The sequence below is a fragment of the Geobacillus sp. E263 genome, assembly GCF_007197795.1.
GTDB lineage: Bacteria > Bacillota > Bacilli > Bacillales > Anoxybacillaceae > Parageobacillus_B > Parageobacillus_B toebii.
On sequence record NZ_CP041632.1, the window covers coordinates 1,720,039 to 1,733,483 of the forward strand.

The following is a 13,445-nucleotide window of genomic DNA, read 5'->3' on the forward strand; positions in this document are numbered from 1 at the left end:
AAGATACAAATGGAGGGGAAAAGAGATGAGGGATTTAGCTATAAGAACAGCTAATCGAGAGGATATTCCGCAACTTTTAAATTTAATGTATCAATACATTGTGGATTTTTATAAAAGACCTAAACCAACGGAAGAGTCACTGAAAGGATTGATACAGCATCTATTGGATAACCCCGCCAGTGGAATACAATTTGTTGCAGAACAAGATGGAAAATTATTAGGTTTTGCAACCTTGTATTTCTCCTTTAGCACCCTTCAGGTGAAAAGAATGGCTATTTTAAATGATTTGTTTGTTATACCAGAAGCAAGAGGGAAAAAACTGGGCGAGAAACTGTTTCAAACATGCTTGTCTTATATAAGAGAGAATGATTTTGCCTACATGACATGGGAAACTGCAAAAGATAATTTGGTTGCTCAATCTCTTTACAACAAAATGGGTGGTCAATTGTCTGAATGGTTAGTTTATGAAATCAGTTAGTGTATCCAGTAGTTTTTTTATTAAGCTATCCTTTTTCATTCTCCTGATGGTGCCGTATAGATGCGACATGATTGTCTCCCATGGAAGAACTAGTTACCTTCCATCATCTGTGGCGAAGCCTGCTTCATGGTTGGCTAAGGGAGCAGAAAGGTTGAAGGAGCAAGGAATTCATTATCTTAAATCAAATAATATTAGTTAAAACGTGAGATTAAACAAAAGGGGAAGGGTATGGGGAAATGGTTGTTCTTGAAACACAAAGGTTGATATTAAGACAGTATAAAGATGAGGATATTACTCCTCTACATCATATTTTTTCTGACCCAGAAACCATGAAGTTTTATCCAGCCCCTTTCAGCATTCAGCAAACTCAAGACTGGATTAAACGAAATCAAGAAAGATATCGGAATGATGGTTATGGATTATGGGCGGTTTGTTTGAAGGAAACGAATGAATTGATAGGTGATTGTGGTCTTGTTAAACAAAAAATAAATGACAGTATTGAGGTGGAGATTGGATATCACATGAATAAAAAGTATTGGTCAAAGGGATTCGCAACAGAAGCAGCCAAAGCGTGCAAGGAATATGCGTTTTACAAATTGGGTTTAAATAAGCTGATCAGTATTATTGATCCAAGAAATGTTCCATCCATTCGTGTGGCAGAGAAGATTGGTTTCACGTATTTATTTTCGGTAAGAACCATTATATATACTCGGGGTTAGAGAAAGTAACGAAGGGTTATTGAACTAAGGGTCCGATATTTAAATAAAATATGTACAAAAAAGCTACCTTACATCATAAGGTGGCTTTTTCATTTGGTCGAAAATCAATAATTAACGATAATAAAGTCTTTTAGAGAAGGGATAATAGCATGGATTGTTGAATTCTGTAAGATAGGGGGTGGATATATGTTACAAAAGTTGTTGCTGACAGGAAAAAGAATATCTCTGCGCACACCAACACGGGATGATCTGCCAATTCTATATAACCTGATATACGGTGTGGAGAATCCAGAATGGAAAAAGTACGACGCTCCTTATTATCCGCTTGAATTTTGTACCTTTGAAAAGTTTTCTAAGAGAATGGAAGAAAGAATGAATGTTACGGATGTACCAAGTCAAATGATTATTGAACATCAAGGTCAAATTATAGGTATGATTAGCTATTATTGGGAGGATAAGCGTACACGATGGCTTGAAATGGGAATCGTCATATATTCTCCTGAACATTGGAATGGTGGATTTGGAACGGAAGCATTATCTTTATGGATTGACTATCTCTTTGAAAATCTAACCATCGAGAGAGTAGGGCTTACAACTTGGTCTGGAAATCCACGAATGATCAGATGTGCGGAAAAATTAGGAATGCGATTAGAAGGGAGAATGAGAAAATGCCGCTACTATAATGGCGAATACTATGATTCGATTCGGATGGGTATTCTTCGTGAGGAATGGAATGAGTTTAAAAAGAATAATCCTTTATTCAACTCTCATGGAAGAACAAGTTAACTTCTATCATCTGTGGTGTCACGGAAGTGATGAATGAGTAGATTTTTGTATAATTTTGGTAGACAAAAATTAATTTAAGGAGAGAATGAAATGTTAATCGGCCATATCAAGGAAATTGTCCGTTACCCTGTGAAATCTTTCCGTGGAGAGAGTGTACAAAAAACTAAAGTAATGGAATATGGTTTGTATGGCGACCGTAGTCATGCTTTTTTAGATGAAACAAGATCAGGGAAGTTTTTAACAATAACACAATTCCCAGAAATGGTTCGATATAAAGCAAGATTTGTTGGGGAAGAGTTAATGGAAGAATACCCCAGAGTCGAAATAACGACACCTGAAGGTAAGGTTGTTGATTGGGGGGATGAAGACCTAATTAGAGAAATAGAAAACAAATCGAAACGGAAAGTTTCTCTTGTAAAATATACTCCCTCTTATGTACCTTTAGGGGCAATTGAAGAAGAACACATTCAATTGGTAACGGATGCTTCTTTGCTTAAATTAAAAGAAATATGGGGAAAAGAGGTCAATTATCAACGTTTTCGCCCTAATTTGCTTATATCATTAAAAGAGAAAGTCCCATTTATTGAAGAAACGTGGTTTGGCAGAAGGATTAAAATAGGACGAGAAGTGGAGATTCAATTAAAAAGACATTGTGAACGGTGCATGATTATTACTGTTAATCCTGATAATGCAGAACAAGATTCGTCTTTGCTTAAAACTCTTGTACAACAAAGAAATAATCATTTTGGCGTTTATGCTTCTGTTATAAAAACAGGTGAAATTCATGTAGGCGATGAAGTCTTTCTTCTTGAATGATATTTTGCTAAATCATCATCAAACCAAATGTCAACTCTACTAAGCTCCTGTGGAAGGATAGAACTTCTTGCATAATCTGTGGGGAAGCTCGCTTTATGGCTGGATAACAGGACAGATTGAAGAAGAGTATATTAAGTAAAAGGGCTAAGATTTTGGGGAGGATATTTAATGGAAATTGCAATTGTAGCTTTTGATGATTTTACCGATATTGATGTGTTTTTGCCTTGGGATTTATTAAATCGTGTTAAAGAACCTGAATGGACCGTCAAAATTGTAAAGTTCAAGGATTTTATGAAAAATTGGGTTTTAAAACGGATGAATTAATATTCATGGAAAAGTGGATTTAGTCATCTTTTGTGAAAGTATGTTTATTCCGCTAATGGGGTTCTGTAGTTGAATAGTGGCAATGACTTTAAAAGTTTGAGGAAAAATTCTACAAGCTTTTTTGCAAGATGAGAAAATATAAAAAATGTTCTTGTTCAACTTCCATGAAAGAAAGAATTAACTTCCATCATCTGTGGAGAAGCTTGCTTCATGGTTGGCTAACGAGTTAGTTGAAGAATAGCACTAAATTTGCTTTTATGATAGTCATACTTTTACAAATGAAGGGGGATTAAGATGGAAATTCGTTCAGTGAAAGGGTCAGATTACTATGTCATCTCTCCACTAATCAATGAGTGGTGGGGCGGAAGACAAATGTCTGATAAATTGCCAAAATTATTCTTCGACCATTTTCAAAATACAAGTTTCATTGCCGAAAAAGATGGAAAAATCGTTGGATTTTTGATAGGTTTTCTATCCCAAGCGTATCCAGAAGAAGCATATATACACTTTGTTGGAGTTCATCCGGATTATAGGAAACACGGTATTGGAAAACGACTGTACAATGAATTTTTTAATATTGTTAAAAAGAATGGTCGGAATATCGTCCGTTGTGTAACTTCACCAGTGAACAAAGTTTCCATTGCATTTCATACGAAAATGGGATTTGAAATCGAAAAAAACGGAGATAAAAAAGTAGACGGAGTTTCTGTACATACTGATTATGATGGACCAAATCAAGATAGAGTTTTATTTGTGAAGAGGTTAATTTAATGATGAGCTTGTTCAACTAACGGTTGGCGCCTGTTGAACAGGACATACAAAAAAAGACCGATTGATTTCGGTCTTTTTCTGTGGTCTAAAAATCAACATTGAAATTGAACAGAGACATTTATTAAAAGATAACACTCTAACGATTTCACTTTTCACTAAACGCAATCTGTATACCAATCAGCCCTAATAACAAACCTTTTACAATGTTCATTCGCTTCGCTATGAACGAATTGGTAAGCAGGACATGGCGCAGTTTCTCTGAAAACACGCTGACAGCGATAAAAATCACTAAAGCCTGAACCAGAAAAATAATCCCCAAAATAAACATCTGCAACGTAATGTGTCCCATCGATTTATTCACAAATTGAGGCAACAATGCCAAAAAGAACAAAGATACTTTTGGATTAAGCAGATTCATGAGAATTCCTTTTTTATACAATGATAGATACTTTAAAGGCTTGTTGTTAAAAGCAAAGCCTGTTTCTTTTTCCTTGAATGATTGCCATGATAAATACAACAAATACGCCGCACCCGTATATTTTATGACGGTAAAAGCCAGAGCGGATTGATAAATGATGGTGGAAATCCCAAGCGTTGCAGCCGTGATATGTACAATAAGGCCTGAACAAAGTCCCAGTGCCGTGGCGATTCCCGCTTTTTTGTTCTGTGAAATGCTTTGAGCAATCACAAACAAAATATCTGGTCCGGGCATTAACGTCAGCAATATCACCACTCCTAAAAAAGACATGGTTAGTGCAAAATCCATTTACAACACCTCTCTTGGATGGAATGGACACCATTCTTTGCTTCCTTTTCCTTCATTTGTCTTCCTGATTTATTTCGAGGGAAACCGCTTCATTCCTTCTTAATGGGCGATAAAAAATATAAATTGGTGTTTATCGGAATTAAACATCGCTATCAAGCATGCATAGGCGCATCCGCATTTGTTAACATGTGAGGGGCAATTTCTCCTTCTTTAAAGGTTCTGTTGAGGAATGATGTTGATTTTCTTGTTAATCTATGGTGAAGATCGTTTGGTATAACACAAGATTAATGTTTTTAATCAAAGAGCCATTTTATGTGTGCTAAATTATGTATATTTGGTATATTATTTACAGAGTTTGGTTCAGATTAGTTAAGAAAGGTGAGTGAAGATGAGTAAAGTTGAGTCAGTTAACAAGTGGGATCTAAATCACATTGTCTTTATTGGTAGGACTTGGGATGAATACATGCGAATGTTTGGCCTTACCAAAGAAGATTTAGTGGGGCGTAAGATTCTTGATTGCCCTGCTGGGGCATGTTCCTTTACGGCAGTATCCAATCAACTTGGAATGGATGTTACAGCATGTGATATTGCTTATTATCTTCCTATTAAACAATTAGAGCAAAAAGGTTTACAAGATATTGAAACCACCATGTCTAACATGGAAAGGGCTGATATTCAAAAAAATTTTTTGTGGGATTATTTTAAATCAGTTGATGAGTTAAAACAGATAAGAACACAAGCAATGAATCAATGTATCTCAGACATGAAACGGAATAAGAATCGTTATATTCCTGCCGTTTTACCGACCTTACCGTTTGATGATAAGCAGTTTGACTTGACACTTTCAGCAAATTTTCTATTTCTTTATGAAGATAAACTGGACTATGAATTTCATTTACAGACTATAAAAGAACTTATGCGTGTAACCAAAGATGAAATAAGGATTTTTCCTACAACTAACTTTGCTTGTGAGAGATATAAATACTTGGATGAACTAATCCGTGATATACGCAATTTAGGATGGATTACAGAAGAAATTAAAGTTCCTTATGAATTTCAAAAGAACACCAATACTATGTTAAAAATTATGAGGTGAAAATAACTAAAAGGGGGTGTCCTGAAAGGGATTGCTTTTGGGACACCCTCAGTTTTATACTTTACAAAATCAACATTAAACATTGACAGAGACACTCATGCTAATTTTTTGGTACAACGATGCATTAAAATAAGCTGTTTCGTCCATACTATCAGGTTCATATCTTTGTATACCGTTTATTTTCAGGGTAGCCTTTCATTAAGAAAGAAACTCCCAGCAATCCTGAAAAGACCCACTAGGGGTTTCTTTTGTATATCCAAGTCTCAGCGAAATTTCATTGTTTATTTTTGACACCGATTGAGTATAAAGGTGATCCATATTATGTTTTTGTCAAATTTCGAGATAGTCTTTATTTCATTTGATTTTTCATGTTTTTTCTCGCTTGCCCGCGCTTTCTTTTGATGACACAATCCTCCATTGTCCCAATAAGGTCACTAATATTAGACAACCGGCAGCAAACGGAAGTCGGGAAGGTGACAATCCGGCTAGCATCACCATCCCCCCAAGTGTGGAACCTATCGCACTACAATTGCTGCCACCCGTCCATTGGTCATCATGGCAACACGTTGACGTAGTGATGGTGGCGCCGAAACTGGAAAACTTGGAAACCATATGACAATTCCTATCATGGCGATAAGACCTAGTGCGGTGATGAACCAGAGAGTTGCGTGCCAATCTAGATGTTCAGCAATGATCAATCCAAGTGGAACCCCTACGACCGTTCCCGTACTCATACCGCCCAGCGTCCTATTTCCACTTTACAAAACCTACTGTAATATGTCTAATATATATTTATAATCATATTAATATATAATAAGTATTAATAAGTTTAAAAAGGAGAGGCAACGCGTTGGAACTACGTCATTTGAAATATTTCATAACAGTGGCTGAAGAATTACATTTTGGTATTATGATACAGTGATGAATGGTTGTTATCAGGCAGGATTCTATCCAAAGGTAGTACAAGAAACACAAGAATTACCTACTGTCATTTCTCTTGTTTCAGCAGGAATGGGCGTAGCTCTTGTACCAGCTTCGATGCAATATGTATTCAAAAATAAAGTTGTTTATCGTGACATTCAGAATAATCCATTTACCACTACGATGGCCCTTGCTTGGAAAAGTGACAATCTATCACCAACTGTACATGCGTTTATTGATCTAATGAAAAAATCTGTCATTCCACTCTTTAACCAGCATGATTGGAATGATCTCTTTTAGGTCAAGCAAACCGTTAAATGTGGGGGACACCAACATGAGTAAAGCGAGAACTCATTGGTGAACCATACAGAGTTTGAGTTCCATTTTAAGTCCAAATAATTGTATAAACATGAAAAGACTGATCTGGCATCAAAAATTTCAAAGAGGACAAATATAATTTCTATCTTTAGCTCAGTAAGTGCCTATATAATTCCTAGAAGAGAGTTAAATAATGTAGAGGAACAAGAACTTATCTTAAATCAAAGTTAACACACATTGAGAAAGAAACAGTAAGGTAAAAAAGAATTGATACTTCTGCCACAAAAGGAATCAAAAAGAGACATCATTCTTAATATTTTCATTCTTCTGATGGTGCCGTATAGATGCGGCATGGTTGTCTCTCATGGAAGAACGAATGAACTTCCATCATCTGTAGTGCCGCGAAATGCAGCATGGGTGGCTATGATTCAAAAAGTTATTATCAACAAAAAGGTGGGGGTAATAGTGTTAGACAAGAAAAAAGTAGGAAATATATTAGGTGTCACGTCTTTGTTTCCTGTAATCATAAGTATCATTATTTTCTATGTTGAAAGAGGTCCAGATGCTGATGTTTATTTCGTGATCACAATTTATGGCATCTTATCAATTATTGGTATTTTATTCGCTGTGTTCTCGTGGTTGATGACGAAACGTTTCTTTCTGCCAATTATCAGCTTGATAGGAAATGGAGCGGTTTTGGCCATTGCTTTTCTTTTGCTATTGGCAATGGGGATTAGTGAACCATAAAAAAATATTCTTATTCAAAGATTCTGCCCGTAGTTGCAATCTTTCTTTTTCTCCTGTAAATACACAAAAGTAGGTGGCATATAAAAATGGAAATGAGTAAGTTTATACTTCTTGGCGATATATTGATTATGAAAGTAAAGATTGATGGCGTTGATTATACAAATAAGTTTAGATTGAAAAACAGACATAAGTAAGCTTAAAACTCTGCAAAACATGCTTACTCCCTCGAATACGCTCCTCTTTTCATACGAATCAAAATCCTCTTCATTTGATCGCTTCACTAATAAAAAATAACCTTATCCAGTATTCAAGAAGGGCTATCATAAAAGTCTAGCGATAACCGCTTTATATAGTAATTAAAGTATGTATAGATGCTGTTTCAACATGATGTCCGATGATTTTTCCAATTCATGCATATGTTTCATAAAAAAATTTGGAAAAACAGAAACATTTTTGTTTTTTATGCGTCTTTTATAGCGGAAGGAGGGTGGAAACCATTGCCAATAAATTTGAATTGGATATACTTATGCGCTTGTATTCAAAATCCCTTTTTCGCTATCTGTACAGATTAACCAATGATTATCATTTGGCAGAGGATCTTCTGCAGGAAACATTTTATAAGGCTTATTTACATGTAAGCGGCATAAGCGACATAGCACAAATAAAGTCATGGCTTTACCGGATCGCTTATCATACCTTCATCGACCACTGCAGAAAAGCAAAAAAGATACAGGTTGTACAAGTGGATGATTTCTTTGCGTCGTTAAAGCTAGATCCATTATTAGAAACGGAAAACGCGTTTTTGCAAAAATATGAGCTGGAGTTGATTTATAAACATTTGTCCAACATGAAAGAACTGCAACAAAAAGCCATTATGCTCGTCGATTTAAAAGGATTTAGCTATAAAGAAGCGGCGGAGTTGTTAAACGTAAAACTCCCTTATTTAAAAAGCCTTGTGTTTCGGGGCAGGCGGGAATTAGAAAAACGATTACGCAAAGAGGTGAAGGAATGAGAAAAGACGAGTTAAAACCATTATTGCAGAAATATCAAAATGGCACACTAAGCAAAGAGGAAGAACAGAAAATAGAGGAGCTTCTAGAAAGTTTTGACGTATACCATGAATTTCTCAATGAAACCCTTCATGATGAAGGCATGAAGGAAGCCGATCTCGCAAAAATGATGAAAAAGGCCCAACAAAAATTCTTTTTTAGAAATACGCTGCTTGTTGTATCGTTTATACTCTCGATTATTCCCTTATTGACTATGTTTACTTTTGTTTATTACGGCTGGGGGCGAGAGCATAACCGAGGGAACGAATTGATTGAAACCATTCGAACGGTGAGTGAAATGATGTCTCCAAATGTGTATGTAGATTACGATACGGTGGATGTTGAGATCAAGCCCTTTACTATGACTGTCACGGCCGACAAATATAAATGGATGGATGATAAAAGAAGTTATCTAGGCAAGGATACTTACAAACTATTTTTTAATGATGTGTTTGCTAAAGAATCGAATTATCGAGCGATTGGGTATTCACTTCATCACATTGGAATCAACTTTATTCATCCGAAAGCCAAATACTTTTTACCTGACGAACGAAGAAAAATTGAATCTCTCCCAAGCGATTGGCCGGTTGAAATCTATATTTCCCTGAATCAGTCCTATTCCTTAAAAGAAATAAATGAAAAATTCAAAGGATATCATATGACATGGCTTGCGTTGGACACAGGTGTAGAGGAACAGATGAGGAATGATTTAGATTTCATCCAAACACCAGCAATTGGCTTTCCGTACAAAAAAGTGCATGTAGATTCTGTATTCCATCGCTCGTTTACTGATTACGAAGAAGTAGTCAAAGGGCTCGAGCTATTGAGCAAAAACGAAAAATGGGCAACACAACTAACGGAATACAAAGACTTAAAGATGGCCGAGCGGCTAAAATGGATAAAAAAACATAAGGAATTGAAGATTTATGGAATCGCTATGACAGGAACCGCCAAAGATGTTTTGTCTCTAGAAAAGATGAAGGAAGTCAACGTAATTCGATTAGGTCAGATTAATTTGCCATAGCAAAGGGGGGGAATAGTCGAAAATGATGATGGTAAGAATCAATATGCTAAATACATTGGTGGCTATATTTTTGCTTATTTTGTTAAATGTACAAATTATAGCGGAGATCCCTGTTTTTGATATCCGTTACATTTGGATTTCAGTGTTCGGAATGCTTATATGCTTGCTTAGCCTCATAAAAAAAGAAGATCGATTCTACTCCTATTTAGGCGGCATCCTTCACTTCATCCTAATCGTTTCTTGTATGGGAATGATTTTGTTTGGCATAGGTATTAACTACAAGCCGTAACTTTACTGCGGCAAAAGCGAAAAGGACAGTCCAAATTAAGGCTGTCCTTATTAGAAAAAGAAAGATTATTAACAATAAAAACAAAACATACAAGTAATAACATAAAAAAAACAATTTCCTTCATACTTTAATAATTCTCATGCTATCTGGATGTAGTAATGAATATATCAGGTTATCTGGGGAAAGCAAGAACTGGGGGGAATATATAGAAAATAAAGATGCTACAAGTAAAGACGGAACTTATATTTTTCATTATAAAGAAGGAGATAGCAATACGGTTTTAGAAAATCTTTAAATCGAGATAAATGATGGAGAAATTAATAGGAAAGACGAAAGTCATAAAGGAGCAACTATTCAATTTAGTTCGTCTTGTCAAGGCTGTGCAGTATCGAATAGTGAACCTGAACCATAAAAGTTAAAATTAGCTGGGGTGAAAATGAAGAAACCATTATTAAGTTAGTTATGATAAAAAATTAACTTAAAAATGTAAAGAATTCTTTACATTTCGTTCCTAATATAGTATATTATATATACATAAATTTTTTTCATTTTATTCCATAGTTAATAAATAAAGGGGCAGGAGGTATAAGATGGTCATTAATAATATCCGAGATCTTAGGCGTAGTAAGAAATGGTCACAGGCAGATTTAGCCGAAAGATTAGATGTAACAAGACAAACCATCATTGCAATCGAAAATCACAAATATTGTCCCAGCTTGGAGTTAGCTTTGAAAATAGCAATGGTATTCGAAACACCTGTGGAGACTATTTTTCATTTAGAGGAAAGGAGAAACGAGAAATGATCAAAAGGTATGTAGGATATGTAGTTGGTTTAGTAATTGCTAGTATAATTATCTATTTTGATGCGGGAATAAAACAAGCAGTTATGAGCGGAGGAATTCTATTAGTTTCCTTAATATTTTGGTGGCTCTTGTCCATAATGAGAAAGCAAAAAGAAAATAATAAAGTAGATGAGTACATTAAGTTGAAAATAGATCGTTTTGTTTCTAGGACATTCATGTTTTCTATTATATTATTATTGGTTATTTTACTAATATCGAACTTTTTTCACCTATATGCCATTCGTATGGATATATTAGTTTTTTATGTTGTGGCGACTATTTTTATTGCCTTTACTGGTGCAGGAAATATTATAAAGAAAAGTCAATGAAGAGGACTGGGGGTGTAAAAAACTTCGGTCTTCTTTGTTCCTTTTAAACGTTCCTTTTAAACTAAAGCACAAACTAATAAAATTAAAGAAAGGGAAGTTAAGTAGCCAATAACTGCTTTATATTTTTTAAATTTTAGTTGACATAATATAAATTATAGGCAGTTATAAAATGATTTGTTTCAAATCCAAGTAAACTAGTTATATTGAGACGAAACGAAAAATAATGGTTCGGCCTAAACATTTTACGTCATACACATTCATTACCATAACCATATAAAAACCATATAAAAAAACATATATAAAAATTGTCAAACAAACAAAGGAGTGTAATTCATTTGAAGATACGCCCGTATTTAATTACGAGAAGTCTGGTACCGGAAAATTAAGAAATACCGATTCACTTTTTACGTCATGTGTTATTTGAAGATCGGTATTTTTTTCGCCGCAACCATTTTCCATATCCATCTTCAGCCCATCAGCCCCTAATGATCGGTCGTTTGGTATAATCTTCCTTTTTTCTTTCTCTTGATCAGCTAAAAAGAATGCCTTCAACAACGTTGATCGTCCCTTTGGAATGTGCTGGAAATCAACGGGCGAAGTTCACCCCTCCTACCTTCGGCGAACAGTGGAAATCGGGGGCGATAAGTCAAGGAAAATGGACTGGAATTCCGCTAAAAGACATATTAACATTAGCGAAAATCCACAGGAAGGCAAAGGAAGTAATATTTATCGGGGCAGATGCCGGAACAAGGGATGATATGAACGGTCTTTTTTACTATGCAAGAAGCTTGCCGCTTCATAAAGCAATGCACCCAGATACGATCATCGCTTATGAGTATAATGGCTCCCCCTTCCTTTAAAACGCGGATTCCCGTTTCGCCTCGTTGTTCCGCAATGGTATGCGATGGCATCGGTAAAATGGCTAAAATTACATCATCGTAACGGATCAACCTTTTACAGGGCCATTTCAATCCATTGATTATGTTTATTATCCCCATCCAAACAATGATGAAGGAAAAATGCCTATAACAACAATGAACGTAAACTCATTAGCGGCCGTACACAGCCTTTCACACCGATGTGGAACCGCAAAGGATATGGGTATAATGCGATCCAAAAGGTGCACATAAAAATCGAATAAATAAAACATGCAGCGGTTACTTTTTGATTGATTAATGACCGCTGCATGTTACCCCTTACCATATTTGGAGAAAGACATGGTACCATCCTTCCATGTTAGTTACGTCAGTTATGCGATATCGATGTGGCGATAGCGTACGCCTTTGTATTGAACACGGATCGGTACTCCTTTTTCTCTCTTATATTTCTCCATTAACATTTTCACTTTTGAAAAGGCTTCCATCATCCCGGACGCCAAAATCGTTTCTTCCCACAGCACTGGTTTTGCCTGTTCCGTATGATCTGTATAAAAAGAAAAGATGTACTGTTTCATACTTTTCACCTCCCTGATTATAAATTATAATCAAAATCTGTCCTAGTTAAACATTTAAACTGTTACAATTATGTTAACATTTTATAAAGATTACGAAAGCATTTTTCCCAAAGGTGATTGCGGATCAACGAGTTTTTCTACATCGTATACGGAAATCGGAAAATATGGAAACCCGAATGCGTAAGCCGTTAATTCATACAATTGATAAAATAGCACAAGCGCTTTATCAGCAATGTAGAAATCTTGTTCCGGTGAGATGCTTTTGAAAGAAGGATTTAAAAGAAGAATGCCTCTCTCTTTAATTTGAGTCGACACCATCGTAGACAGTACTTTCACGTAATCGCTGTTGTCTAAAAATAATTCAGAAAGCGAATATTTTTTTCCTGTCATAATATTAAATGTTAATCCTTTCATAAGTTCATAAGTGTAAGTCCATGGGCACCGCCGGAATAAGCGTAATTGATAATGGTTAAGCTTAAAACGCCTTTTTCATTTGTTTTCAGCTTAAAGTGTCCCGTAATTTCAGTCAGCGGATTTTCGTAAAACCCTTGTGTCATAAGAAGCTGTTGAACAGCCGATCGTATCTCATAGTTTATTTTTCTCTCTGCTTCTTTATTTGACAATCCGTATATAACCGGATAATAAAGTTTAAGTCGTTTTTGCTTTATATATTCCGTATGAATGTTAACCGGAAGTTTGATCATATTTTTCTTCCTC

At 35.5% G+C, this 13,445-nt stretch carries 16 protein-coding genes and 3 pseudogenes; 15 read left to right on the plus strand and 4 right to left on the minus strand.

The features are described from left to right. The first annotated feature begins 25 nt into the window (after positions 1-25). The 6 genes and pseudogenes from FNL97_RS09000 to FNL97_RS09030 all read left to right on the plus strand — a co-directional run bounded on the left by FNL97_RS09000 (position 26) and on the right by FNL97_RS09030 (position 3,894). Positions 26-478: a GNAT family N-acetyltransferase gene (locus FNL97_RS09000; RefSeq protein ID WP_143415564.1), complete on the plus strand. Its 453-nt coding sequence runs from the start codon at positions 26-28 to the stop codon at positions 476-478. A gap of 236 nt (positions 479-714) precedes the next feature. Then, positions 715-1,220, plus strand: a pseudogene (locus FNL97_RS09005) (GNAT family N-acetyltransferase). A 163-nt stretch (positions 1,221-1,383) separates the two neighbouring features. Then, the gene (locus tag FNL97_RS09010; protein WP_143415566.1) at positions 1,384-1,983 is read left to right on the plus strand and encodes a GNAT family N-acetyltransferase; all 600 of its coding nucleotides are present in this window, start codon (positions 1,384-1,386) and stop codon (positions 1,981-1,983) included. Positions 1,984-2,073: 90 nt separating this feature from the next. After that, a complete protein-coding gene (locus FNL97_RS09015; protein WP_129447464.1) occupies positions 2,074-2,799 on the plus strand; it encodes an MOSC domain-containing protein in 726 nt (241 codons plus the stop codon). Positions 2,800-2,967: 168 nt separating this feature from the next. Then, a pseudogene (locus FNL97_RS09020) lies at positions 2,968-3,075 on the plus strand (ThiJ/PfpI family protein); the annotation flags it as partial. A gap of 342 nt (positions 3,076-3,417) precedes the next feature. Next, positions 3,418-3,894: a GNAT family N-acetyltransferase gene (locus FNL97_RS09030; protein ID WP_015374860.1), complete on the plus strand. Its 477-nt coding sequence runs from the start codon at positions 3,418-3,420 to the stop codon at positions 3,892-3,894. 145 nt (positions 3,895-4,039) lie between these two features. Here the strand turns inward: FNL97_RS09030 and FNL97_RS09035 are convergent, their stop codons facing one another. Beyond that, on the minus strand, positions 4,040-4,660 hold the full coding sequence (locus FNL97_RS09035) for a LysE family translocator (RefSeq protein ID WP_143415568.1): 621 nt from the start codon (positions 4,658-4,660) through the stop codon (positions 4,040-4,042). A gap of 388 nt (positions 4,661-5,048) precedes the next feature. On the opposite strand from FNL97_RS09035, the gene FNL97_RS09040 reads away from it, so the two are divergent. The 9 genes and pseudogenes from FNL97_RS09040 to FNL97_RS18430 all read left to right on the plus strand — a co-directional run bounded on the left by FNL97_RS09040 (position 5,049) and on the right by FNL97_RS18430 (position 12,254). Then, on the plus strand, positions 5,049-5,756 hold the full coding sequence (locus FNL97_RS09040; RefSeq protein ID WP_011231211.1) for a hypothetical protein: 708 nt from the start codon (positions 5,049-5,051) through the stop codon (positions 5,754-5,756). Positions 5,757-6,677: 921 nt separating this feature from the next. Then, positions 6,678-6,977, plus strand: coding sequence for a LysR family substrate-binding domain-containing protein (locus FNL97_RS09050; protein WP_269445970.1), 300 nt, complete (start codon positions 6,678-6,680; stop codon positions 6,975-6,977). 285 nt (positions 6,978-7,262) lie between these two features. After that, entirely contained in the window at positions 7,263-7,742 is a 480-nt protein-coding gene (locus FNL97_RS18425) for a hypothetical protein (protein WP_231847821.1), read from the plus strand. Positions 7,743-8,229: 487 nt separating this feature from the next. Continuing rightward, positions 8,230-8,754 carry a sigma-70 family RNA polymerase sigma factor gene (locus FNL97_RS09060; RefSeq protein WP_286173546.1) on the plus strand — a complete coding sequence of 175 codons (525 nt, stop codon included), beginning with the start codon at positions 8,230-8,232 and terminating at the stop codon, positions 8,752-8,754. Then, positions 8,751-9,815, plus strand: coding sequence for an anti-sigma factor (locus tag FNL97_RS09065; RefSeq protein WP_143415570.1), 1,065 nt, complete (start codon positions 8,751-8,753; stop codon positions 9,813-9,815). Before FNL97_RS09060 ends, FNL97_RS09065 begins: the two co-directional genes overlap by 4 nt. 22 nt (positions 9,816-9,837) lie before the next feature. Further along, positions 9,838-10,104 (plus strand): hypothetical protein, encoded by a 267-nt coding sequence (locus FNL97_RS09070; RefSeq protein WP_143415572.1) that lies wholly within the window; start codon positions 9,838-9,840, stop codon positions 10,102-10,104. Positions 10,105-10,694: 590 nt separating this feature from the next. Continuing rightward, positions 10,695-10,907, plus strand: a complete 213-nt coding sequence (locus FNL97_RS09075; RefSeq protein ID WP_042412484.1) for a helix-turn-helix transcriptional regulator — start codon at positions 10,695-10,697, stop codon at positions 10,905-10,907. Continuing rightward, positions 10,904-11,275, plus strand: coding sequence for a hypothetical protein (locus FNL97_RS09080; RefSeq protein ID WP_143415574.1), 372 nt, complete (start codon positions 10,904-10,906; stop codon positions 11,273-11,275). Before FNL97_RS09075 ends, FNL97_RS09080 begins: the two co-directional genes overlap by 4 nt. A gap of 542 nt (positions 11,276-11,817) precedes the next feature. Continuing rightward, positions 11,818-12,254, plus strand: a pseudogene (locus FNL97_RS18430) (molybdopterin-dependent oxidoreductase). A 270-nt stretch (positions 12,255-12,524) separates the two neighbouring features. Here the strand turns inward: FNL97_RS18430 and FNL97_RS09090 are convergent. The 3 genes from FNL97_RS09090 to FNL97_RS18440 all read right to left on the minus strand — a co-directional run bounded on the left by FNL97_RS09090 (position 12,525) and on the right by FNL97_RS18440 (position 13,432). Further along, positions 12,525-12,728 (minus strand): hypothetical protein, encoded by a 204-nt coding sequence (locus FNL97_RS09090; RefSeq protein ID WP_062677916.1) that lies wholly within the window; start codon positions 12,726-12,728, stop codon positions 12,525-12,527. Positions 12,729-12,818: 90 nt separating this feature from the next. After that, a complete protein-coding gene (locus FNL97_RS18435) occupies positions 12,819-13,118 on the minus strand; it encodes an RsiV family protein (protein WP_286173547.1) in 300 nt (99 codons plus the stop codon). A 20-nt stretch (positions 13,119-13,138) separates the two neighbouring features. Then, entirely contained in the window at positions 13,139-13,432 is a 294-nt protein-coding gene (locus tag FNL97_RS18440) for a DUF4163 domain-containing protein (protein WP_286173548.1), read from the minus strand. Positions 13,433-13,445: the final 13 nt, after the last annotated feature.